The 24134-nt window shown below is 73.2% G+C and carries 14 protein-coding genes; 11 read left to right on the plus strand and 3 right to left on the minus strand.

The features are described 5' to 3' along the window. Positions 1-4 precede the first annotated feature (4 nt). The 8 genes from ACFXI4_RS17070 (at position 5) to moeZ (ending at position 10198) form a co-directional block, all read left to right on the plus strand. On the plus strand, positions 5-1105 hold the full coding sequence (locus ACFXI4_RS17070; RefSeq protein WP_384991284.1) for an ABC transporter permease: 1101 nt from the start codon (positions 5-7) through the stop codon (positions 1103-1105). Further along, positions 1102-2100 carry an ABC transporter permease gene (locus ACFXI4_RS17075; protein WP_384991287.1) on the plus strand — a complete coding sequence of 333 codons (999 nt, stop codon included), beginning with the start codon at positions 1102-1104 and terminating at the stop codon, positions 2098-2100. The genes ACFXI4_RS17070 and ACFXI4_RS17075 overlap by 4 nt, the downstream gene beginning before the upstream one ends. After that, entirely contained in the window at positions 2097-3689 is a 1593-nt protein-coding gene (locus ACFXI4_RS17080) for a dipeptide ABC transporter ATP-binding protein (RefSeq protein ID WP_384991290.1), read from the plus strand. Before ACFXI4_RS17075 ends, ACFXI4_RS17080 begins: the two co-directional genes overlap by 4 nt. A 264-nt stretch (positions 3690-3953) precedes the next feature. Continuing rightward, on the plus strand, positions 3954-5732 hold the full coding sequence (locus ACFXI4_RS17085; protein WP_384991292.1) for a glycosyltransferase: 1779 nt from the start codon (positions 3954-3956) through the stop codon (positions 5730-5732). After that, on the plus strand, positions 5729-7078 hold the full coding sequence (locus ACFXI4_RS17090) for a hypothetical protein (RefSeq protein ID WP_384991294.1): 1350 nt from the start codon (positions 5729-5731) through the stop codon (positions 7076-7078). Before ACFXI4_RS17085 ends, ACFXI4_RS17090 begins: the two co-directional genes overlap by 4 nt. A gap of 181 nt (positions 7079-7259) precedes the next feature. Then, positions 7260-8219 (plus strand): NAD-dependent epimerase/dehydratase family protein, encoded by a 960-nt coding sequence (locus ACFXI4_RS17095; RefSeq protein ID WP_384991297.1) that lies wholly within the window; start codon positions 7260-7262, stop codon positions 8217-8219. Beyond that, the gene (locus tag ACFXI4_RS17100; RefSeq protein ID WP_384991300.1) at positions 8207-8956 is read left to right on the plus strand and encodes a spherulation-specific family 4 protein; all 750 of its coding nucleotides are present in this window, start codon (positions 8207-8209) and stop codon (positions 8954-8956) included. The genes ACFXI4_RS17095 and ACFXI4_RS17100 overlap by 13 nt, the downstream gene beginning before the upstream one ends. 63 nt (positions 8957-9019) lie before the next feature. Next, complete coding sequence (moeZ, locus tag ACFXI4_RS17105; RefSeq protein ID WP_362719720.1) at positions 9020-10198, plus strand: adenylyltransferase/sulfurtransferase MoeZ; 1179 nt, start codon at positions 9020-9022, stop codon at positions 10196-10198. Positions 10199-10260: 62 nt separating this feature from the next. Here moeZ and ACFXI4_RS17110 read toward each other — a convergent pair whose 3' ends face one another. The 3 genes from ACFXI4_RS17110 to ACFXI4_RS17120 all read right to left on the minus strand — a co-directional run bounded on the left by ACFXI4_RS17110 (position 10261) and on the right by ACFXI4_RS17120 (position 16418). Beyond that, entirely contained in the window at positions 10261-11808 is a 1548-nt protein-coding gene (locus ACFXI4_RS17110) for an alpha/beta hydrolase (RefSeq protein WP_384991304.1), read from the minus strand. A gap of 155 nt (positions 11809-11963) precedes the next feature. Next, the gene (locus ACFXI4_RS17115; RefSeq protein ID WP_384991306.1) at positions 11964-13505 is read right to left on the minus strand and encodes an alpha/beta hydrolase; all 1542 of its coding nucleotides are present in this window, start codon (positions 13503-13505) and stop codon (positions 11964-11966) included. Between the two features lie 150 nt (positions 13506-13655). After that, positions 13656-16418 (minus strand): lysylphosphatidylglycerol synthase domain-containing protein, encoded by a 2763-nt coding sequence (locus ACFXI4_RS17120; RefSeq protein ID WP_384991309.1) that lies wholly within the window; start codon positions 16416-16418, stop codon positions 13656-13658. A gap of 161 nt (positions 16419-16579) precedes the next feature. Here ACFXI4_RS17120 and ACFXI4_RS17125 point away from each other — a divergent pair, with 161 nt between their 5' ends. The 3 genes from ACFXI4_RS17125 to ACFXI4_RS17135 all read left to right on the plus strand — a co-directional run bounded on the left by ACFXI4_RS17125 (position 16580) and on the right by ACFXI4_RS17135 (position 24133). Beyond that, on the plus strand, positions 16580-16966 hold the full coding sequence (locus tag ACFXI4_RS17125) for an MGMT family protein (RefSeq protein WP_384991311.1): 387 nt from the start codon (positions 16580-16582) through the stop codon (positions 16964-16966). 266 nt (positions 16967-17232) lie between these two features. Further along, positions 17233-20574, plus strand: a complete 3342-nt coding sequence (locus tag ACFXI4_RS17130) for an ATP-dependent helicase (protein WP_384991313.1) — start codon at positions 17233-17235, stop codon at positions 20572-20574. 46 nt (positions 20575-20620) lie between these two features. Continuing rightward, positions 20621-24133: a UvrD-helicase domain-containing protein gene (locus ACFXI4_RS17135; protein WP_384991315.1), complete on the plus strand. Its 3513-nt coding sequence runs from the start codon at positions 20621-20623 to the stop codon at positions 24131-24133. Position 24134: the final 1 nt, after the last annotated feature.

Consider the following 24134-nt stretch of genomic DNA (forward strand, 5'->3'; position numbering starts at 1 on the left):
CGCCGTGAGCGAGGCACTTCTCGCCACCCAGGCCCCCGAGGCGCCCGCCTCGGGGGCCTCGGGGGCTCGTCAGTTCTGGCGGCGGCTGCGCACCCAGCGCGCCGCCCTCGTCGCGGCCGCCGTCGTCGCGCTGCTCGTCCTGGTCGCGCTCGCCGCGCCCCTGCTCACCGCGATCGAGGGCCAGGACCCGACCACCTACCACCCGTCCCTCGTCGACTCCGCGCGCGGCGGCGTCCCGGTCGGCTCCTTCGGCGGCGTCGGCGGCGACCACTGGCTCGGCGTCGAACCGCAGACCGGGCGCGACCTGTTCGCGCGGCTGGTCTACGGGGCCCGGGTCTCCCTGGGCGTCGCGCTGGCCGCGACCACCGTGCAGGTCGTCATCGGTGTCGTCGTGGGCGTCACGGCCGCGCTCGGCAACCGGTGGGTTGACCAACTGTTGAGCCGCGTCACCGACATCATCGTCGCCATGCCGTTGATCATCATGGCGCTGGCGCTGCTGGCCGTCGTGCCCGCGAGCTTCCCGCGGCCGGTCCTGGTCTCGCTCATCATCGGGTTCGTCGCCTGGGGCACCATCGGCAAGATCAGCCGGGCCGCGACGCTCTCCCTGAAGAACCTCGACTACGTGGCCGCCGCGCGGCTCAGCGGCTGGAGCACCTGGCGGATCGCCCGCCGGGAACTGCTGCCCGGCCTCGCCGCGCCCGTCATCACCTACGCCGCGCTCATGGTGCCGGCGAACATCTCCATCGAGGCCTCGCTGTCCTTCCTCGGCGTCGGCGTGAAACCCCCGACCCCGTCGTGGGGACAGATGCTGACCTCCGCCAACATCTGGTACCAGGCGGCCCCGCAGTACCTGCTGCTGCCGGCCGGAGCCCTGTTCCTGACCGTGCTCGCGCTCACCGTCCTCGGTGACGGGATCCGCACGGCCCTCGACCCGCGCTCGGCCTCCCGGCTGCGCGTGGGCACCGGACGCAAGCAGGAGGCGAACACGGCCACCGCGACGGAGGCGGCCACCGCGACGGAGGCGGCCACCGCGACGGAGGCGGCCACCGCGACGGAGGCGGCCACCGCGACGGAGGCGGCCACCGCGAAGGAGGCCCGGTCATGACCGGCTTCGCCGGATTCGCGCTGCGCCGTGCCGTCGGCGCGGTGATCACCCTGCTGGCCATCTCGGTGATCGTCTACGTCGTCTTCTACGTCACCCCCGGCAACGTCGCCCAGATCACCTGCGGTCCGCGCTGCTCACCGGAACAGGTGCACCAGGTCTCCCAGCAGCTCCGGCTCGACGACCCGCTGTACCTGCGGTACTGGCACTTCCTGTCGGGCATCTTCGCCGGCCAGGACTACTCGACCGGCACGTCCGTCGCGCACTGCCCGGCGCCGTGCCTCGGACTCTCGTACCGGAGCGACCAGCAGGTCACCCGGATCATCCTGACCAAGCTGCCGGTCAGCCTGTCCCTGGTGATCGGCGCCATGGTGCTGTGGCTGATCCTCGGCGTCGGCACCGGCATCCTCTCCGCCTGGCGGCGCGGCCGGTTCACCGAACGCGCCCTCACCGGGCTCACCCTGGCGGGCATGTCGACGCCGGTCTTCGTCATCGGGCTCGTCCTGATGATCGTGATCTGCGGACAACTGGAGCTGCTGCCGTTCCCGGAGTACGTGTCCTTCTCGGACGACCCCGAGCAGTGGGCGTGGAACCTGCTGCTGCCGTGGTTCACCCTCGCGCTCGCCGAGGCCGCCTACTTCGCCCGGATGACCCGGGCGTCGATGCTGGAGACGCTCGCCGAGGACCACATCCGGACCTTCCGGGCCTATGGCGTGGGCGAACGGTCGATCGTCGGCCGGCACGCCCTGCGCGGCGCCCTGGCGCCGATCATCGCCCTGAACGCCAACGACTTCGGCAGTGCCGTGGGCGGCGCCGTCCTGATCGAGACCCTCTTCGGCCTGCCCGGCATCGGCCAGGAACTCGTCCACGCCGTCACCGTGGTCGACCTGCCCGTCGTGGTCGGCATGGTCCTGGTCATCGGCTTCTTCGTGGTCCTCGCCAACGCCGTCGCGGACGTGCTGTACGCGGTGGCCGACCGACGGGTGGTACTGACGTGAGTCTCGTCCGAGTCACTGATCTGACTGTCGAGTTCGGCGACCTGCGGGCCGTGGACGGACTCTCCTTCGAACTGGCGGCGGGCGCCGCGCTCGCCCTGGTCGGCGAGTCCGGCTCCGGCAAGTCCACCGTCGCCTCGGCCCTGCTCGGGCTGCATCGCGACACGGGGGCGCGGGTCGGCGGCACGATCGAGGTCGCCGGCACCGACGTGCAGGCCGCTTCCGAGGAGGAGCTGCGGCGGCTGCGCGGCGCCGGGGCGGCGATGGTCTTCCAGGACCCGCTGTCCTCCCTCGACCCTTACCACGCGATCGGCGACCAGATCGCCGAGGTGTACCGCGTGCACGCGCGCGTGTCGCGACGGGCCGCTCGCGCGCGTGCCGTCGAGGTGCTGGACCGGGTGGGCATCCCGGACGCACCGCGCCGGTCCCGGTCCCGTCCGCACGAGTTCAGCGGCGGCATGCGCCAGCGCGCGCTGATCGCCATGGCGCTCGCCTGCGAGCCAGGCCTGCTGATCGCCGACGAGCCCACCACCGCCCTCGACGTCACCGTCCAGGCCCAGATCCTCGACCTGCTGCACACCCTGCGCGAGGAGACCGGCATGGGCCTGCTGCTCGTCACGCACGACGTGGGCGTCGCCGCCGAGAGCGTCGACCAGGTCCTCGTCATGCGACACGGGCGCGTGGTCGAGCAGGGCCCGGTCGCCGCCGTGCTCGGGGCGCCCGCACAGCCGTACACGCGCGAACTGCTCTTTGCCGTCCCGCGCGTGGACGCGGTACGCGCGCCCTCACAGGCGTCCGGGGAGGTCGTGCTGGAGGCATCCGGCCTGCGGCGCGAATTCGGGCGCGGCAAGGCGGCGTTCACGGCCGTCGACGACGTGTCGCTGACCATCCACCGGGGCGAGACGCTCGGCGTCGTCGGCGAGAGCGGCAGCGGCAAGACGACGCTGGGCCGGATGCTGGTCGGGCTGCTGGAGCCGACCGCGGGAGAGGTCCGTTACGAGGGGAGCGCGCGCAGGGGCGTGCGGCCGGCCGTCCAGATGGTGTTCCAGGACCCGGTGTCGTCCCTCAATCCCCGGCGCAGCGTGGGCGAGTCGATAGCCGATCCGCTCCGGGCGCGCGGCGAAAGGGATCAGGGGCGCATCCGGCGGCGCGTGATCGAACTGCTGGAGCGCGTGGGGCTCGAAGGGGCGCACTACGAGCGCTATCCGCACGAGTTCAGCGGTGGTCAGCGCCAGCGCGTGGGCATCGCGCGGGCGCTGGCGGCCGACCCGCGTGTCATCGTCTGCGACGAGCCGGTCTCCGCGCTGGACGTCACCACCCAGGCCCAGGTCGTCGCCCTGCTGGGCGAGCTCCAGCGGGAACTCGGCCTGGCGCTCGTCTTCGTCGCACACGACCTCGCCGTCGTCCGTCAGGTCAGCGACCGGGTCGCGGTGATGCGGCGCGGCCTGATCGTCGAGACCGGACCCGCCGACGAGGTCTACGACAGCCCCCAGGACCCGTACACCCGGCAACTTCTCGCCGCCGTACCCGCGCTCGACCCCGAGGTCGCGGCCCGGCACCGGGCAGCCCGGCGGGAGCTGGAGTCGGCGTGACGTTTCAGCAGCTCCCGGCGCCCTCCTGATGTGACGTTGCGCTGTCTTCTGATCTCTTAGCGCGACCGAACGCGGTCCGCACGGGAAAGTTACGACCGTTCACCCCTTTTGGTGGCGCGATGGACAACCGTCCATCGCGCCACCGCCTTGTCCGCATACGTTCGTCCCGCTGCGAGCCGCCGAGGCAACGGTGGCTCCCACGGGAGATCGATCGGGGGTGCACACGTGCGCATCGGACTGATTACGGAGGGTAGCTATCCGTATGTGAGCGGTGACGCCAGACTCTGGTGCGACCGGCTCGTACGCGGGCTCGGGCGGCACGAGTTCGACATCTACGCGCTCAGCCGCAGCAGGCGCCAGGAGGACGAGGGCCGGCTCCCGCTGCCACCGCACGTCAGCCGGGTACGGACGGCTCCCCTGTGGGCCGCGGAGGAGGACGGGGTCGGGTACGGCCGGCGCGCGCGTCGGCGCTTCGTCGAGAGCTACGGGGAACTGGCGGCCGTACTGTGCGCCGGTCCGGGCATCGGCGGCCCGGCAGATCCAGGCCCGGACGGCGCAGGCGGCTCCGGCGGCTCGCACGGTGGGGACGGCTCGGGCGGTGCGGGCGCCACGGACAGCGCTGGCGGCTCCGATGCCGGGTCAGGTCCTCTGGCGGACCGTTTCGGCAGCGCGCTCTACGGACTCGCCGAACTCGCCCGTGACGAGGGTGGACTGGTCGGCGCACTCCGCTCCGACAGCGCCGTGCGCACGCTGGAGCGCGCCTGTCGTGCACGTGGCGCAGTCGGTACGGTGCGCGAGGCGCGCGTGCCGGACCTGCTCGCCGTCGCCGCGCACCTCGAACGCACCCTGCGCCCCCTCTCGCTCGACTGGTACGGCGACGACGGCCTCGGTGCCGCCGACCTCTGCCACGCCACCGCCGGCGGCCCGGCCGCCCTGCCCGGGCTGCTCGCCCGCCACTTCTGCGACGTCCCGCTGCTGGTCACCGAGTACGGCGTGCAGCTGCGCTCGCACTACCTCGCCTCCGGTCCCGACGCGGCCACCCCGGCCGTGCGCACCCTGCTGGCCGCCTTTCACGGCCGGCTCGCCGCCGAGGTCTACGGCCGCGCCGCGATCGTCACCCCCGGCAACGCGCACGCCCGCCGCTGGCAGGAGCGCTGCGGCGCCGACCGGTCCCGCATCCGTACCGTCCACCCGGGCATGGAGGCCGCCCGCTTCGCCGAGGTGGGCGAGGCGCCGGACCGCGCCGATCCGGACACGCTCGTGTGGGTCGGCAGGGCGGAACCCTCCAAGGACCTGGTGTCGCTGCTGCACGCGTTCGCGGAGGTCCGCAAGGAGGAGCCCAAGGCGCGGCTGCGGGTCGTGGGCGCACCGGTCGGCGGGGAGGGCCGGGCCTACCTGGGCCACTGCAAGGCGCTCGCCGCCCAGCTCTTCCCGGACGAGGCGGAGGGAGTGCACGCCGTCGGCGACAACCCGGTCTCCTTCGAGGAGATCGGCGGCCCGGAGGCGCCGACCCTCGCCGACGCCTACGCGTCCGGTTCGGTCGTCGTCCTCTCGAGCGTCGTCGAGGGCTTCCCGACCGGTCTCGTCGAGGCGATGCTCTGCGCCCGCGCGACCGTCTCCACCGACGTCGGCGCCGTGGTGGAGGTCATCGGCGGCACCGGTCTCGTCGTCCCCCCGCGCAATCCGCGGGCGCTCGCGGAGGCGTGCGTGGCGCTGCTGCGCGACCCCGAGCGCCGTGAGCGCCTTGGAGCCGCCGCGCGAGCCCGGGCACTCGAACTGTTCACCGTCGAGCAGAACATCGCGGCATTTCACGGCATTTACCTGGAGATCGTCTCGCACTGTCCGGTACGCCGGGTCGTCCTCGACGAGGCAGGCGAGCCGCTGCCGTTCGCCGCTCCGGCCGAGGCCCACGTCCCCGGCCGCTGGACCGGCCCGACGGCCCGCGTCGCGAGCCCGGGCGGTCCGGGCTGGGCCCTGGGTACCCCACCGTGGCCGACCCCGGTACGGGCCACCCCGCTCACCGCCCCGGAGGGCGCCCTGTGAACGGCGACGCGGACGGCGCGGTCACCGGCGGTCCGCGGGAACCGGACCGGCCCGGGCGCCCCGGCGGGGCCGACGCCTGGGACGCGCGGTCGGAGAAATGGCTCCTGGGCGCGGCGGACGCCGGCTCCGAGGACACCCTGCCCGGGAGCGGGCCTCCGCGGGCGGCCGCGGTCGCCGGCCGGCTCCGCACCCGGGCCGCCCGGGCCGCCCGGGCCGCCCGGCCCGCCGAGGGCAACCGCGGATCCGCCCCGCGCCGAGGCGCCGCCGATCCCGTGAAAGCGCTGATGCACCGCCACCGCGCGCTCTGCGAGCAGGCCGTCGACCCGCTGGAGATCGCGGCCGGTCTCGAAGCGCACGGCGTCACCGACCGGACCGCCGCCCGCTTCCGGCACCGTGACGTCTTCTCCCTCGCCGAGGAGCTGTATGCGCGCGTGCCCCGCGACGGCGACCGGCATCCGTGCCCGGAACCGGGGCCCGCGCCCCGCGTGCGCGCCGACCGGGCACTGCTGACGCTCCTGCCGGGCACGGTCGGCGCGGCGCTGGTGACCGGCGTGCGGCTCACCGAGGGCCGGCCGCGCCTGCTGACGGCGGCCGTCGGCGTACTCGCCCTCGCGATGGCCGCGGGGCTGGCCCTGCGCCGCGGTCCCCTCGCCGTACCCGCCGGTGGCCTCGCCCGGCACACCGTCACCGGTGCCCACGTATGGACCTGCTGGCTGCTCGGCTACGCCCTCCTCGGCAACGGCCTGCTCCGTGGGGTCCTGGACGGCGGCCCCGACGGCCTCCCGACCGGCGCCGCGCACAGCCCCTGGCCGGTGACCACCGCGCCGGTCCTCGCCCTCACCCTGGCCTGCGCCCCGGCCGCCTGGAGTGCCCACCTCTTCACGACGGCTGCCCGGCGCAGGCTCACGGGCAGCCGGGGCCTGGCGGAGTTCACCGGAGCCGTACAGCCTCTGCTGCTCGGAGCGTTCGCCCTCTACCTGGGCGCCCTCACCGCCCTGCTCGCCCTGTGCGGGGTCGTCCTGGGCGAACCCGCCGGCTACCCGGAGGGCCTCACTCTCGGCGCCCTCCTCCTGCTCGCCCGCCTGCTCACCGTCCACAACGTCCCGCAGCGCCCCGCCCTCGCCCTCGCCGCGGCCGCCGAAGCGGCCGCCGTGGGGCTGGTGCTGGCCGGACGGCTGCCCGGCTGCGCCTTCCTGGCGAGCCCCGTCGAGGCCCTGGTCGACGCGTGGGGCGCGGACAGCGTCCCGGCACTCGTCTGCGGCACCGCGGCCCTGGCGCTGCTGTTCCAGGCGACCCGCACCCTCACGCGGGCCGCGGCCCACGCGCCGACGGGAGACCCGGAGTGAGCAGAGCCCCCGTTCTCTTCGCCTGCCTCGCCGTGCCGTCGCGGCGGCAGGCGCCCGGCACCCCGCCGGGGACAACCGCACCACCCCTTGAAGGAGACCACCAGATGACCACCTCCCGACCCGGACCCGGAGCGTCCGGAACCACCGGAGCCGCCGGAGCGGACACCCCGGGAGCCGCGCGATGAGGGTTCTGCTGATCGGAGCCAACGGATACCTCGGCCGCTTCGTCGCCGACCGGCTGCTCGCCGACCCGGCCGTCCAGCTCACCGCGCTCGGCCGCGGCGACGACGCCGACGTCCGCTTCGACCTCGCCACCGGCAGCCCCGGTGCGCTCACCCGGTTCCTCGACGCGGTCCACCCGGGCGTCGTCGTGAACTGCGCCGGCGCCACCCGCGGCGGTGCCCGGGAACTCACCCGGCACAACACCGTCGCCGTCGCCACCATCTGCGAGGCCCTGCGCCGCAGCGGCTGCAGCGCACGCCTGGTGCAGATCGGCTGCAGCGCCGAGTACGGCCCGAGCCAGCCCGGCTCCTCCACGGCCGAGGACGCCGTACCGCGCCCCGGCGGCCCGTACGGCGTCAGCAAGCTGGCCGCCACCGAAATGGTCCTCGGGTCGGGCCTGGACGCCGTCGTCCTGCGCGTCTTCTCGCCGGCCGGGCCCGGCACCCCGGCCGGCTCCCCGCTCGGCCGCCTGGCCGAAGCCATGCGGCGCGCCATGCAGTCCGGCGACGGCGAGCTCAAACTCGGCGGCCTCGGCGCCCAGCGTGACTTCATCGACGTACGCGACGTCGCCCGCGCCGTCCACGCGGCCTCGCTCTCCGCGGCCCAGGGCGTCATCAACATCGGCTCCGGCCGCGCCGTCCGCCTCCGCGACGCAGCCGCCGTCCTCGCCCGGGTCGCCGGATACGGCGGCGCCCTGCACGAACTCGACGGCCCGCCCGGCCCGATGCGCAGCCCCATCGGCCACCCCCGCATGGACCCCGACCACGCGGCCCCGGTCGCCTACCCCTACCCGGACGGCTGCGGCAGCTGGCAGCAGGCCGACGTGCGCTGCGCCCGTGACCGGCTCGGCTGGCGGCCCCGTATCAACCTCGAAGAGTCCCTCGCGGACATCTGGATGGAGGCGGCATGCCGCATCTGACCAGCACCACACCGGGCGCCGCGACCACCGGCCTCGGCACCGCCTTCGGCATCCCGGGCTACGCCCACCCCCTTCTCGCGCCGGCGCAGTGGGCCGAGCTCACGCGCCCGGGCACCCCTTTGCACTGGGTCGTCCTCAACGTGGCGAACGGACCCGGCAGCCGCCCCGACCCGCACTGCCTGGAGGCGGCCGGCCGGCTCCGCAACGCGGGCGTCCGCGTCCTCGGCCGCCTGGACGCCACCTACGGCGCCCGCCCCCACGGCGACCTGGTCCTGGACGCCCGCCGCTATCACGACTGGTACCGCGTGGACGGCTTCCTGCTGGAGCGCTGCCCCGGCGAACGCTCGGCGCTGCCCGAGATCCGCCGAGCGGTCGCCACCCTGCGCACCATCGGTGACGACCCGCACATCGTCCTCGGCCACGGCACCCACCCCCATCCGGGTTACGCGGAGAACGCCGACCAACTGGTGACCTTCGCCGGGCCGTGGAGCGACTACCGCTGGTCCCACGTCGCCGAGTGGACCGCGGACTATCCGCCGGACCGCTTCTGCCACTTCGTGCACGGCGTGCCGCGCGGCCACCTCGACGAGGCACTGCGCATCGCCCGCTGGCAGGGCGCCGCGACCATCTACTTCACGGACCGCACGGATCACGGCGGCCGGGTGGATCCCTGGGAGAACATGCCCGGCTACTGGGACGACATCGTCTCGCGGGTCGGGACGGGTGTCTCGGAATGATGAGGGGCGTGGCAGTGTTACACGGAGAACAACTGTAGTGATTGACCGATCAACGGAGTCCCCGTGTCGCTGCCACCCCTGGTCGAGCCAGCCTCTGAGCTCACCGTAGACGAGGTCCGCAGGTACTCCCGCCACCTGATCATCCCCGACGTGGGGATGGACGGGCAGAAGCGGTTGAAGAACGCCAAGGTGCTCTGTGTGGGCGCCGGCGGCCTGGGTTCGCCGGCGCTGATGTACCTCGCCGCGGCCGGTGTCGGCACTCTCGGCATCGTGGAGTTCGACGAGGTCGACGAGTCGAACCTGCAGCGCCAGATCATCCACAGCCAGGCCGACATCGGCCGCTCCAAGGCCGAGTCCGCCCGTGACTCCGTCCTCGGCATCAACCCCTACGTGAACGTGGTCCTTCACGAAGAGCGGCTCGAGGCCGAGAACGTGATGGACATCTTCAGCCAGTACGACCTGATCGTCGACGGCACGGACAACTTCGCCACCCGCTACCTGGTCAACGACGCCTGCGTGCTGCTGAACAAGCCGTACGTCTGGGGCTCGATCTACCGCTTCGACGGCCAGGCCTCGGTCTTCTGGTCCGAGCACGGTCCTTGCTACCGCTGCCTCTACCCGGAGCCCCCGCCGCCGGGCATGGTCCCCTCCTGCGCCGAGGGCGGCGTGCTGGGCGTGCTCTGCGCGTCCATCGGCTCCATCCAGGTCACCGAGGCCATCAAGGTCCTCACCGGCACCGGCGATCCCCTCGTCGGCCGCCTGATGATCTACGACGCCCTGGAGATGCAGTACCGGCAGGTCAAGGTCCGCAAGGACCCGAACTGCGCCGTCTGCGGCGAGAACCCGACCGTCACCGAACTCATCGACTACGAGGCCTTCTGCGGCGTAGTCTCCGAGGAGGCCCAGCAGGCGGCCGCCGGTTCGACGATCACTCCCAAGCAGCTCAAGGAGTGGATCGACGACGGCGAGAACATCGAGATCATCGACGTCCGCGAGCCGAACGAGTACGAGATCGTCTCCATCCCGGGCGCCAAGCTGATCCCGAAGAACGAGTTCCTCCTCGGCACCGCCCTGGAGGGCCTGCCCCAGGACAAGAAGATCGTCCTGCACTGCAAGACGGGTGTCCGCAGTGCGGAGGTCCTCGCGGTCCTGAAGTCCGCGGGCTTCGCGGACGCCGTGCACGTCGGCAGCGGCGTGATCGGCTGGGTCAACCAGATCGAGCCGCACAAGCCGGTCTACTGAGCGCAGTCTCCGCGACGGGCGGGGGTTTCGGGTGCGGCAGGCATCCCGGGCCCCCGCCTTCGTCATGAGCAGACCTTGCCGTCCTTCGGGACCGTGCCGTCCAGCAGGTAGGCGTTCACCGTCGAGTCCACACAGGCGCTCCCGCTGCCGTAGGCCCCATGGCCCTCGCCCTTCCAGGTCAGCTCGACACCCACGCCCTTGCCCAGCTCGTCGGCCATTCTCCGGGCGCCCTCGTAGGGAGTCGCCGGGTCGCCGGTGTTGCCGACCAGCAGGACCGGGGCCGCGCCCGGGGCACTCACCTGAGGGGTGTCGTACTCCCCGGCCACCGGCCAGTCGTGGCACCAGCCGGCCGTGTCCCAGCCCAGGAAGTCGCCGAAGACGGGCGAGATCCTCTCGAAGTCGGGCAGCAGCTTCTTCGTCTGGGCGGGCGTGGGCCGCTGCTTGTCGTCCAGGCACGATATGACCCGTTGCGAGTGGGCGGTCGTGCCGTAGTGCCCCGAGGAGTCCCGCTCGTTGTACTGGTCCGCGAGCGACAGCAGCGCCGAGCCGTCGCCGCCCTCGGCCGCGCGCAGCGCGCCGGTCAGCGTCGGCCAGCTGTCCTGGCTGTACAGCGGCAGGACGATACCGGTGACCGCGAGGGTCTGGGTCAGCTTCCGCCCGGAGGACGTCGGCAGCGGCTCGGTGTCGATCTTCTTCAGCAGGTCCACGATCTTCTGAGAGCCCTGCTCCGAGTCCTGCCCGGTGGACTTGAGATAGTCGTCCAGCGCCCGCTGGAATCCCCGGGCCTGGTTCTTCGCGTGGCCGACCGAGTCCGCGGTCGGGTCGACCACCGCGTCCAGGATCAGCCGGCCCACCTTCTTCGGGAACAGGTGGGCGTAGACGCCGCCCAGTTCGGTGCCGTAGGAGATGCCGAAGTAGTGCATCCGCGTATCACCGAGCACCTGGCGCATCAGATCCATGTCCCGGGCCGTGTCGGTCGTCGAGACGTGCCCGATCAGCTCGCCGGCCGCCGTCTCGCAGCCCTTGCCGAAGGCCGCGGCGTCCTGGAAGTACGCCGACTCCTCGGCCGGCGTGTCCGGGGTGGCGTCGACCGACTCGGCGGACCGCAGGTCCTTGTCGCTGCGACACCGGATCCCCTCACTGGCGCCCACCCCGCGCGGATCCCAGCTCACCAGGTCGTACCGCTCGCGCAGTGCGGAGGCGGTGGTGGCGTAGTACGGCATCATCGAGACGCCCGAGCCTCCGGGACCGCCGAAGTTGAACAGCAGCGAGCCGATCCGCTTGCCCGACCCCCCGCTCGCCTTCGCCCGGATCAGTGCCAGCCCTATCGTCCTCGCGTCCGGCTTCGACCAGTCGAGCGGCACCCTGAGCGTCGCGCACTGCCACTCGCCACCGGGTGCCGCGGAGTCCGAAGTGCCCGTGCAGCGGCCCCAGTCGAGCTTCTGCGAGGTCAGTGAGGAGGGCAGAGCGGCGGAGGCGGTGGACGAGGACGACGGCCCTTCGGACCGTGTCTTCCCTTCGTCCTCGTCCCCGCCCGACGACCCACTGCCGCACCCGGCCACGAGCAACGCGGCCGCAACAGCAGCCGCCCACCGTACAGAACGCACCATGCGCACACCCCCCACACAGGCTCTCCGCAGGCTCGTCGCGGAAAGCGGTCAGGTCATAGTAGGCAGATCCGGCGAAGGCTGTTGCGGCCTGTGGATAACAGCGTGACCTGCGGTTTCCTAACCTGCCGAGGTAGTGTGGCGGTCCGGTCCCGCGCTCACGAACAGACCGCGCCGGCTTTCGGCACCCTCCCGTCGAGCAGGTAGCCGTTCACGGCCGACTGCACGCACTTGTTCTTGCTGTCGTAGGCCCCGTGCCCCTGCCCCTGGTACGTCAGCTCGACACCGACGCCGTTCCCCAGCGCCTCCACCATCTTCTTCGCACCCTCGTACGGCGTGGCCGGGTCGCCCGTGTTGCCCACGACCAGGATCGGTGCCGACCCGGGCGCGCTGACGTCCGGATGGTCCGCGGCGCCCGGCACCGCCCAACTCGTGCAGCTGACCATGCCCCACGCGAGGTAGTCGCCGAACAGCGGTGAGGCGGCGCGGAATTCGGGCAGCTTCTGTTGCACGTAGTCGGCGGTGTACCGGGGCTTCTCGTCAGCGCAGTTGATGGCGATGTTCGCCGCCGTGATGTTGCTGTACTCACCGTTCTGGCTGCGGCCGTTCATGGAGTCGGACAGCAGCATCAGGATCTTCCCGTCGCCGTCGTACGCCTCTTCGAGTCCTTCGGTGAGGTACTCCCAGAAGTCCTTGGAGTACAGGGACTGGGCGATGCCGTTGGTGGCGGCGGTCTGGGTCAGCTGACGGGGGAGGATGCCGGGGATCGGCTTCTTGTCGAGGTCCGCGAGGAGCTTGCCGATACGGTCCTTCACGTCCTGCGGGGTGTCGCCGATCGGGCACTCGGTCTTCTTGGACGTGCAGTCCTCGGCGAAGTTGTCGAGCGCGAGCTGGAAACCCTTGGCCTGTCCCAGGGAGCTCTGCTCGGTGTTCTGGGTGGGATCGATGACGCCGTCGAAGACGGCCCGGCCCACGTTCTTCGGGAACAGGTGGGCGTAGACGCCGCCGAGTTCGGTGCCGTAGGAGATGCCGAAGTAGTGCAGCTGCCGGTCGCCGAGGACCTGGCGCATGAGGTCCATGTCGCGGGCGGCGTCGGTGGTGCGCACCTGCGGGATGATCGTCCTGGAGTTCTTCTCGCAGGCGGCGTTGAACTGCCTGGTGCGGTTGATCAGCTGGGTGCGCTCGGCGCTGGTCTCGGGCGTCGCGTCCTGCTGGAAGTAGTTGTCGAGCTGTTCGTCGTTCTCGCATTCGACCGGGTCGCTGCGGCCGACTCCGCGCGGGTCGAAGCTGACGAGGTCGTAGCGGGTGCGCAGGGCCGTGTAGTCCCCGGCGAACGCGGGCAGCGTGGTGACGCCGCTGCCGCCGGGCCCGCCGAAGTTGAAGATCAGGGAGCCGATCCGTTTGCTCGCGTCGCCGCTGGCCTTGGCCCGGATCAGAGCGAGGCCGATGGTGGCGCCCTTCGGCTTGGACCAGTCCAGCGGCGCCTTCATGGTGGCGCACTGCCAGGTCCCGCCGCCGGGCAGCGGCGACGGGGCGTCGCCACCGCCCTCGGCCTCGTCGGGGGCCGGGCAGGCCGTCCAGTCCAGCTTCTGTGTCGCCAGATCCCCGTCCTTGACGCCGTCGCTGCAGCCGCTCAGCAGGCAGGACGCCACCAGGACGGTGGTCAGGGCGGCGGCACGGATCCGGAAGGGGTTCGGCATGTTTCCCATCCTGGGGTCGCGCGCGGCCCCGCGCGCGGGGCGCGAGCCGTACGAGGTACGCCCCGGGTACGGCCGCGCCGCATACGGCGTGCTGTGTGACGCGCGCTGCGCCGGCCGGGGCGCCTCGTCGTCGCGGCGCTGCCGCCGTGGCTAGAGCGCTCCCTTGCGGGAGAGGTGGTTGAAGGCCAGCCAGCCGGGCAGGACCGGCAGCCACAGGGTCAGCAGCCGGTACAGCAGGACGGCGGGGGCGGCGACCTCCTTGGGCAGGCCGACGGCGATCAGGCCGACGGTCAGCGTCGCCTCCACCGCACCGACTCCGCCCGGGGTCGGCGCCGCGGAGCCGAGCGCGTTTCCGGCGAGGAAGACGACGGCGACGCTGGCGATGCTGAGCGAGGCGCCCTCGTTGCCGAAGGCGCGGATGGAGGCGTCCAGGCACATCACGAAGCAGGCGGTGAGCAGCAGCATGCCGCCGATGCCGGTGACGAGCTTCTGCGGCCGTTGCAGCACGTCCAGCATGCGCGGTACGACGCCCGCGAAAAGCGACCGCACGCGCGTGGAGACGAATTTCCGCAGGAACGGGACCGAGGTCACCACCAGGACCAGCACGGCGACGGTCAGCAGGCCCGCGATGACGGTGCGGGACGGCGACAGCGACGGGGTCTTCTCGGTGCCGGTCAGATAGCCGAAGGACAGCAGCATCAGGATGTGACAGCCGAGCCCGAACAGCTGGGAGGCGCCGACGCTCGCCACCGCGAGGCCGGGGCGCACCCCGGCGCGCTGCAGGAAGCGCGTGTTGAGGGCGACACCGCCGACCGCCGCGGGTGCCACGATCTTCACGAACGATCCGGCGACCTGGGCCGCCGTGGTCCGCACGAACGGCACCCGCTCGGGCACGAACCCGAGCAGCGCCATCGCGGCGGCGACGTAGCTGAGCGCCGAGAACAGCACCGCGGCGATCACCCAGCCCCACTGGGCGTTCGCGACCAGGGGGCCGAACTCGATGTGGGTGAGCTGGGTCAGCAGGTAGTACGCGCCGATCGCGCCGGCGATGACGCTGATCAGGGTGCGCGGCCGCACCCGCTCCAGGCGGGCCGGCTCGACGGGCGCCTGCGGCCTGATCCTGAGCACCTGGTGGCGGATCTGGGTGAGCAGGTCCTCCTCGCGGGCCTCTTCCAGCGCGTCGTCCAGGGCCCGCTTCTCGGCCCGCTGCTCGGCGCGCACCGTCTTCTTGTCGGGCTTCTCGGTCTCCTCCGCGCGCGCCTGCTTGGCCTGCCGGGACGCCTCCAGGACCGCGTCGCGTTCGCGCTGGGCACGCTCTCTGGCCAGTCTTCGCAGCGTCGCGCGCGTGGAGCGGGTGAGCGCGATCGGCTGGAGCATCGGCAGGCAGTCGGCGACGGCGTCGGGCCCGAGGACGCCGACCGCCGAGGCCACCGCCCGCTCGGCGCCGACCCGCAGACCGACCGTGGTGACCAGCTGGGCCACGTCCATGCGCAGCAGTAGTTCGCCGGCCGCGATCTCACCGCCGCGCAGGTCCGTGAGGATCACCTTGCCGGAACGATCCACCAGGATGGCGTCACCCGCGAGCCTGCGGTGCGCGATCCGGCGGGACTGCAGCGCCTGCACCTGGTGCCAGGTGTTGCGCAGCAGTTCGTCGGTGATCTCCTCGTCGGCGAGCGAGTCGAGGGTGCGGCCGCCGGTGTGCTCGTAGACGAGCATCACGGCGTCCGGGCCCAGCTCGGAGGTGGCGATGAGCTTGGGCGCGTTGGCGCCGGCCGCGATCGCCGCGTACGCCAGCAGCGCCTCCTGCTCCAGCGCCTGGCGCAGCGACTGGAGGCTGGAGCGGGTGGCGAAGCCGCGCAAGGTCAGGTTGCGCCACGCGCGGTAGAAGAAGCCCTGAGCCTGCTGTTCCCGGTCGACGACGGTGACGTCCAGCGGCGGGCCGTCCTCCAGGGTGACGAAGTAACGTCTGCCCCGGTCGCCGTTCTCGCTGTCCAGGGCCTCCTCGCGGGCCGCGCCGACCGGGTGGAAGCCGACGTGCCGAAGCCCCGCCAGCAGGGTCCGGCCGGTGGGGCGCACGTTGGGGGAGCCGACCGCGTAGAGCGTGCCGTAGGCGACGGTCCAGCCGATCAGCACCGTGAGGATGATCGAGAACGGTGTCGTGTAGCCGGTGACGAGCATGGAGAACGCGTCGAGCGTCAGCACGATCCACAGGACCGCACGCCATCGCGGCCGCCGGGACATGCCGACGGCCGTCATATAGGCGATCACTGGCGCGAGATAGCCGTGCACCGGGTCGGTGAGGGCGTGGATGTCACCGGGGGAGGGCTGGGTGAGCGCCTCCTGGATGGAGCCGGGGGCGGCCCGGGCGACCCACAGGTCGGTGGCGAGGGTCACGCCGTGGGCGAGGACGGCCGCGAGCACGCCGTCGGCGATGCGCAGCCCGTCCCGTTTGATCAGCCGCTCGATGGCGAACGCGACCGGCACCAGCAGGATCGCGATGCTGGAGGCCAGTCCCGCGATCTTGATCAGCAGGTCGGGCGCCTGCCCGGTGCCCTTGTTGATGTCCTGTTCGAGCCCGGAGGTGGTGCCGTGCGCGAACGCGGCGATCCCGAGCAGCACGGCGACGGCCAGCACGCCGACCAGGAGACGCATGAGGTCGGAGGGGCGGTGCACGCGCGCGGGGAGCAGCGGTTCGTCGCCCTCCACCTCGTCCGTGTGAAGCTCGTCCGGCACGTGTTCCGCCTCGGAGACGTCGGGGACGGAGTCCGGCTCCACGGCGTCCGCGCGCGCGGATTCCGCGGGTACGGCGCCGGATCCGGGCGCGTCCGGGCGTGCGGCGGCGTCAGGGGTGCCCGTCGCCCCGCCGGGGTGCACGCCCTGCTGCTCGCTCGTCTCTTCTTGATCTCGTATCACCAGTCACCGCCCGCACGATGGTGGCATGCCCCACCGACACACGAGGGCATCAGGGTGCAGATGCGGGGGCGCACAGTCTGCCCCAAGGGCCCTCCGGGAGCGAGAACGAGACCTGGCGCGGACCGCACCGGTTGTCGGTGGGGTGCGGCAGGATGGGGCGAATGAGCGAGCGGAACCTTTCCGAGGACACCCGAGAGGGGTACGCGGACGAGCTGCCCGAGTACGCCGAGCGGGTCCTGGAGGTCGCCGAGCGGATTCCGCCCGGGCACGTGATGACGTACGGCGATGTCGCGGAGTGGCTGGAGGAGGGTGGGCCGCGCCAGGTGGGGCGGGTGATGTCCCTCTACGGCGGCTCCGTCCCCTGGTGGCGGGTGGTGCGCGCCGACGGGGTGCTGCTGCCGGGGCACGAGCTGAGCGCCCTGGACCACTACCGCGCGGAGGGCACCGCGCTGAAGGAGGCGAGCAGGGCCGCGGAGGGCCATCTGCCGCGGCTCGACATGAAGCGGGCGCGGTGGGACGGCGACGCGGACTCGGGGGCTCACACCTGACAGCTTCCGCCATCCGAGGCGCTCGAGGGGAGCCCGTGGCCCGTTCGAGGGACACAGGGGACGTCCGTGGCATGACGTACGTTCGTGGGATGTGGGGCGCGCGTGCCACGAGTGCCACCCGAGGCTGACGGGAAGAAGCCGAAGCCCTGCTTCCGCCCGGTTCGTCGGCGTAGCGTCGGCTGCGCGTGTCCCGCTCACCCCACGGCCACCGCACTGCCCGCGCGACCGCGAGCCAACCAGCACACCCACCAGGACCGGCGAACCACGTGAGCTCCTCTTCCTCCACCAGGCGCCTGTCGCACCTCCAGGTACGACAGGGGAACCGTGGCGCTTACCGACTGGTGCGGACTCCGGCCGCCGACACGGATCCCCCTCCTCTGGACGCGGCACAGCGCGCCGTGGTTGACCACGGGGCCGGCCCGCTGCTCGTCCTGGCGGGTCCCGGCACCGGGAAGACCACCACCCTCGTGGAATCGGTGGCCGCGCGGATCGCCGGCGGCGGGGACCCCGAGCGGATCCTGGTCCTGACGTTCAGCCGCAAGGCCGCCGTCGAGCTGCGCGACCGCATGGCCCTGCGCGTCGGCGCGGCCGGCGCGCCCCGGGCGACCACCTTCCACTCGTACTGCTACGCGCTGGTCCGCGCCCACCAGGAAAGCGGCCTGTTCGTCGACCCGCTGCGACTGCTCTCCGGCCCCGAGCAGGACGTCACCGTCCGCGAGCTGCTGGCCGGCCAGGCCGAGCTGGAGCGGCTCGGACTCGACCCGGTGCGCTGGCCTGACGAACTGCGCGCCTGCCTGACCACCCGGGGTTTCGCCGACGAGGTCCGTGCGGTCCTCGCCCGCAGCCGTGAACTGGGCCTCGCCCCCGCCGCCCTGGACGCCTTCGCCTGCCGTCTCGGCCGTCCGGACTGGCGGGCCGCGGCCGCCTTCCTCGCCGAGTACCTGGACGTCCTCGACCTCCAGGGCGTCCTCGACTACGCCGAACTCGTGCACCGCGCGGTGCTGCTCGCCCAGCGTCCCGAGGTCGCCCTGGACCTGGCCGGCCGCTACGACGCCGTGTACGTCGACGAGTACCAGGACACCGACCCGGCGCAGGTACGGCTGCTGCACGCCCTGGCCGGCGGCGGCCGCACGCTGGTCGCGTTCGGCGACCCGGACCAGTCGATCTACACGTTCCGGGGCGCCGACGTGAACGGCATCCTGGACTTCCCGTCGGCGTTCGCGCGCGTGGACGGCCGGCCCGCGCCGGTCCGGGTGCTGCGCACCTCCCGCCGCTCCGGCGCCGGTCTGCTGGCCGCGACGCGGCTGCTGACCCAGCGGATGCCCCTGACCAGGCTGCCCGCCGACAAGGTGCGGGCCCACCGCGAACTGACCGCCGCGCGGGACGGCGGCGCCGTCGAGGTCTACACCTACCCGACGTCCGGCACCGAGCTGGACAACATCGCCGACATCCTGCGGCGCGCGCACCTGGAGGACGGCGTGCGCTGGAGCGACATGGCGGTCCTGGTGCGCGCCGGGTCCAGCACCATCCCGACGGTCCGCCGGGCCCTGACCGCGGCCGGCGTACCCCTGGACATCGACGGCGACGACGTCCCGCTGCGCCACGAACCGGCGGTGGCGCCCCTGCTGACGGCCCTCAGGGCGGTGGCCGCGGCCGAGGCGGCACACCCGGCCGCGGGCACGGGCAGCGAGACGGCGGGCCCCGACGGGCACGACGGCACCGCGGGAGCCCCCTGCTGGCTCGGCACCGAGACCGCGCTCACTCTGCTCGCCTCCCCCCTCGCCGGCATGGACGCGGCCGACCTGCGCCGCCTCGGCCGCGCCCTGCGCGACGAGGAACGGGCGGCCGGCAACGCGCTGCCCCCGCCCTCGGACGACCTGCTCGCGCGGGCCCTCGCCGAACCCGAGCGGCTGGCGGTCCACGACCCCGGGTACGCGCGCGGGGCGCAGCGGCTCGGCGGCCTGCTCAGGAAGGCCCGGGAGCGCCTGGCGGGCGGCGGTACGGCCGAGGAGGCGCTGTGGGACCTGTGGAACGGCACACCCTGGCCCTCGCGCCTGGAGCGCGCCGCCCGGCGCGGCGGCGCGGCCGGCCGCAACGCCGACCGTGACCTGGACGCCGTGTGCGCCCTGTTCGCCACCGCGGCCCGCGCGGAGGAGCGCAGCGGCGGCCGGGGCGCGCTGAACTTCCTGGCGGAGATCGAGGCCGAGGACATCGCCGCCGACACCCTCGCCGGGCGCGCGGTACGCCCCGACGCCGTCCGCCTGCTGACCGCGCACCGTGCCAAGGGCCTGGAGTGGCGCCTGGTCGTCGTCGCCGGCGTCCAGGAGGGTCTCTGGCCCGACCTGCGCCGCCGCGGCTCGCTGCTGGAGGCCGACCGCATCGGCCGCGACGGCCTGGCCGAACCGCTCACCCCGGGCGCGCTCCTCGCCGAGGAGCGCCGCCTGTTCTACGTCGCCGCCACACGCGCGCGCGAACGCCTCGTGGTCACCGCCGTGAAGGCGCCCGCGGACGACGGCGACCAGCCCTCCCGGTTCCTCACCGAACTGGGGACCGAACCCCAGGACGTCACCGGACGTCCCCGGCGCCCGCTCTCCGTGGCCGCCCTCGTCGCCGAGCTGCGCGCGACCACGGTCGACCCGCGCGCGTCCGGCACGCTGCGGGAAGCCGCCGCCCGGCGGCTGGCCCGGCTGGCCGCGCTCGCCGACGAGGACGGCCGTCCCCTGGTGCCCTCCGCCCACCCCTACCGCTGGTGGGGCATGTTCGAGCCGACCGAGAGCAAGGTGCCGCTGCGCGACCGCGACCGGCCCGTCGTGCTCTCCGGCAGCGCCCTCGACCAGCTCGCCAACACCTGCAGCCTGCAGTGGTTCCTGGGCCGTGAGGTCAAGGCCGACGCGCCCGCCACCACCGCCCAGGGCTTCGGCAACGTCGTGCACGTCCTGGCCGACGAGGTCGCCTCCGGACGTACCCCGGCCGACCTCGCGGTCCTCATGGAGCGCCTGGAGTCGGTGTGGAACGCGCTCGCCTTCGACGCCCCCTGGAAGTCGGCCCAGGAGAAGGACAACGCGCGCGTGGCGCTCGAACGCTTCCTGAAGTGGCACGTCCTGGACCGCACCGCACGCACCCCCGTCGCCAGCGAACAGGACTTCGACGTCAGCCTCGAAGCGGGCGGCTACGAGGTGCGCATCCGCGGCCAGATGGACCGCGTGGAGACGGACGGCGAGGGGCGCGCCTACGTCGTCGACTTCAAGACCGGCAAGCAGGCCCCGAGCGCCGCCGAGGTCGCACGGCATCCGCAGCTGGCCGTCTACCAGCTCGCGGTCCGCGAGGGCGCCGTCGACGAGGCCTTCGACGGCGTGCGCCCCGAGGCCGGCGGCGCCGAACTGGTCCACCTCCGGCAGGGCGCCGCCCGGCGCGACGGCGGCGAGACCCTGCCCAAGGTGCAGGCCCAGGAACCGCTGGAGGGGGAGTGGGTCGGCGACCTGCTGGCCACCGCCGCCGGCAAGGTCCTCGACGAGCGGTTCACGCCGACCACCGGACAGCACTGCACGCACTGTGCCTTCCGGGCGTCGTGCAGCGCACGGCCCGAGGGGCGGCACGTGGTGGAGTGAGCGCTGGTTCATCGGTTGTCAGTGCCCGCCGCTAGCCTTTCCCTTCATGCCCGCCCTCATCACCGACCCCGAGCAGCTCAAGGAGCTCCTCGGTATCCCCTTCACCCCGGAGCAGACGGCCTGCATCACCGCGCCGCCCGCCCCGCAGGTGATCGTGGCCGGAGCCGGGTCGGGCAAGACGACGGTGATGGCCGCCCGCGTGGTCTGGCTGGTCGGCACCGGACAGGTGGCCCCCGAGCAGGTCCTCGGGCTGACCTTCACCAACAAGGCGGCCGGCGAACTCGCCGAACGCGTCCGCAAGGCGCTCGTCAGGGCCGGCGTCACCGACCCCGATGTCATCGACCCCGACAATCCGCCCGGCGAGCCGGTCGTCTCGACGTACCACGCCTTCGCGGGCCGCCTGCTGACCGACCACGGTCTGCGCATCGGCCTGGAGCCGGCCTCCCGGCTGCTCGCCGACGCCACCCGCTTCCAGCTCGCCGCGCGGGTGCTGCGCGAGGCCCCCGGCCCCTATCCGGCCCTCACCCGCTCCTTCGCCGACCTGGTCGGCGACCTGCTCACCCTCGACTCCGAGCTCGCCGAACACCTCGTACGCCCGGAGGACCTGCGTGCCTGGGACGCCGGCCTGCTGAACACCCTCGCTTCCGTCAAGCTCGGCAACGCCGACCTGCGCAAGGTCCCCGAGACGGCCGCCGCCCGCCGTGAACTGGCCGAACTCGTCCTGCGTTACCGGAGCGCCAAGCGCGAGCGGGACCTGCTCGACTTCGGCGACCAGATCGCACTGTCCGCCGCGCTGGCCGGCATCCCCGAGGTGGGACGGCTGCTGCGCGACGAGTTCCGGGTCGTGCTCCTCGACGAGTACCAGGACACCTCGGTGGCCCAGCGGGTGCTCCTCGCGGGTCTGTTCGGCGGCGGCACCGGCCACCCCGTGACCGCCGTCGGCGACCCCTGCCAGGCCATCTACGGCTGGCGCGGCGCCTCCGTCGCCAACCTGGACGACTTCCCCGAGCACTTCGCGCACGCCGACGGCCGCCCCGCCACCCGCCAGGCGCTCAGCGAGAACCGCCGCAGCGGCGGCCGTCTCCTCGACCTCGCCAACGGCCTCGCCGAGCCGCTGCGCGCCATGCACGCGGGCGTGGCGGCCCTGCGCCCGGCCCCGGGCGCGGAACGCGACGGCATGGTCCGCTGCGCCCTGCTGCCCACCCACGCCGACGAGATGGACTGGATCGCCGACTCGGTCGCCCACCTCGTCCGCACCGGCACGGCACCCGGCGAGATCGCGGTCCTGTGCCGTACGGCGACCGACTTCGCGGAGATCCAGGGCGCACTCGTCGCACGGGACGTCCCCGTCGAGGTGGTCGGCCTCTCCGGGCTGCTGCACCTGCCCGAGGTGGCCGATCTCGTCGCCGTCTGCGAGGTCCTCCAGGACCCCGGAGCCAACGCCTCCCTGGTCCGGTTGCTGACCGGCCCGCGCTGGCGCATCGGCCCGCGCGACCTCGCCCTCCTGGGCCGTCGTGCCCGGCTGCTGGTGTCCTACGCGCGCGTGGGCGACGCCGACGACCCGGACCGCAGGCTCGCCGAGGCCGTCGAGGGCGTCGACCCGGCCGAGGTGATATCGCTCGCGGACGCCCTGGACACCTTCCTGGAGCTGCCGCTCGACACCGGGCGGCAGGACGACGGCCTGCCGTTCTCGCCGGACGCGCGCGTGCGCTTCGCCCGCCTGGCCACCGAACTGCGCGAGCTGCGCCGCTCCCTGTCCGACCCGCTGATGGACGTCCTGCACCGCGTCCTCGCGGTCACCGGCCTGGAGGTGGAGCTGTCCGCCTCCCCGCACGCACTGGCCGCCCGCCGCCGGGAGACGCTCTCCAACTTCCTGGACGTCGCCGCCTCCTTCGCGGCCGGCGACCAGGAGGCGACCCTGCTCGCCTTCCTCGGCTTCCTGCGCACCGCCGCCCAGTACGAGAAGGGTCTCGACAACGCCCTGCCAGGCGGCGAGAACACCGTCAAGGTGCTGACCGCGCACCGGTCCAAGGGCCTGGAGTGGGATGTCGTGGTCGTCCCGGGCCTGGTCAAGGGCACCTTCCCGAGCGGTCAGGGCCGCGAGAAGTGGACCGCCCAGGCCAAGGTGCTCCCGCACGCCCTGCGCGGCGACACCGACACCCTGCCCGACGTCGAGGCCTGGGACTCGCGGGGCATGAAGGCCTTCCACGAGGCGATGAAGGACCACCAGCACACCGAGGAGCTCCGCCTCGGCTACGTCACCTTCACCCGTCCGCGCTCCCTGCTGCTCGGCTCCGGCCACTGGTGGGGCCCCAGCCAGAAGAAGCCGCGCGGTCCCTCCGACTTCCTCCAGGCCCTGTACGACCACTGCGCCACCGGACACGGCGAGATCGAGGCCTGGGCCGCCGAACCGGAGGAGGACGAGGAGAACCCGGCCCTGCACACGGTGAGCGCCGACCAGGTGTGGCCGCTGCCCCTCGACGAGGCCGCCCTGGCCCGCCGCCGTGCCGCCGCCGAGACCGTCCTCGCCCACCTGGACGCACTCACCGCAGGGGAGGACGGCCACCCGGCGGCCGCCCACGATCCCGCGGGCCACGAGGACCCGGACTGGCCCCCGCCGCCCGACGACGAGCCCGGCCCCTACGGCGACGAGCCCGGCCCCTACGAGGACGACTCCCCGGACGAGGACCTTGCCGACTGGGAATCCCTGAGCGCCGACCGCCCCGTGGTCCCGCACCAGGCCACGTCCGCGGAACGCACGCCCCCGCGCCCGCCGGCGCAGGCACGCCCGCCGGAGCATGCCCCCCGTGTCCCGGAGGAGGCCCGCGTCACCCCCGAGGAGGCCCGCGCCATCGCCTCCTGGGACCGCGACCTCGACGCCCTCACCGGCGAACTGCTGCGCGCCCGGCGCAGCGTCACCGACGTGCCCCTGCCGGCCACGCTCTCCGCCACCCAGCTGATGCGGTTGGCCGAGGATCCGGACGGGCTCGCGCAGGAACTCGCGCGCCCCATGCCACGCCCCCCACAACCGGCCGCACGCCGGGGCACCCGCTTCCACGCCTGGGTCGAGGCCCGCTTCGAAGAGCTCACCCTGCCCATGCTGGAGCCCGACGAACTGCCCGGAAGCGACGCCGAGATCGCCGACGAACGCGACCTGGAGGCCCTCAAGGAGGCCTTCGAACGCACCGAGTACGCCCACCGCACGCCCTACCGGGTGGAAGCCCCCTTCCAGCTCGCCCTGGCGGGGCGGGTCGTGCGGGGCCGGATCGACGCCGTCTACCGGACCGGGCACGGCGACGGGACGGCGTACGAGATCGTCGACTGGAAGACCAGCCGTTCTCGCCCCGCCGACCCGCTCCAGCTCGCGATCTACCGGATCGGCTGGGCCGAGCAGCAGGGCGTGCCGCCCGAGTCGGTCACCGCCGCCTTCGTGCACGTGCGCACCGGCGAGGTCGAGCGGCCGGAGGATCTGCCGGACCGGGCCACCCTGGAAAGGCTGATCATCGGGCAGGGCGAGTGTGACGAACCGCCCGCCGAGGATGTCGGCGCGGGCGGATAGG

The sequence above is a fragment of the Streptomyces sp. NPDC059224 genome (genome assembly GCF_042754285.1).
Lineage (GTDB): Bacteria > Actinomycetota > Actinomycetes > Streptomycetales > Streptomycetaceae > Streptomyces.

Bases quoted from the DNA above. Each gene is read 5' to 3' on its own strand.
- ACFXI4_RS17075 (WP_384991287.1), top strand. From the start codon at position 1,102: ATGACCGGCTTCGCCGGATTCGCGCTGCGCCGTGCCGTCGGCGCGGTG.
- ACFXI4_RS17095 (WP_384991297.1), top strand. From the start codon at position 7,260: ATGAGGGTTCTGCTGATCGGAGCCAACGGATACCTCGGCCGCTTCGTC.
- ACFXI4_RS17100 (WP_384991300.1), top strand. From the start codon at position 8,207: ATGCCGCATCTGACCAGCACCACACCGGGCGCCGCGACCACCGGCCTC.
- ACFXI4_RS17110 (WP_384991304.1), bottom strand. From the start codon at position 11,808: ATGGTGCGTTCTGTACGGTGGGCGGCTGCTGTTGCGGCCGCGTTGCTC.
- ACFXI4_RS17115 (WP_384991306.1), bottom strand. From the start codon at position 13,505: ATGCCGAACCCCTTCCGGATCCGTGCCGCCGCCCTGACCACCGTCCTG.
- ACFXI4_RS17125 (WP_384991311.1), top strand. From the start codon at position 16,580: ATGAGCGAGCGGAACCTTTCCGAGGACACCCGAGAGGGGTACGCGGAC.
- ACFXI4_RS17135 (WP_384991315.1), top strand. From the start codon at position 20,621: ATGCCCGCCCTCATCACCGACCCCGAGCAGCTCAAGGAGCTCCTCGGT.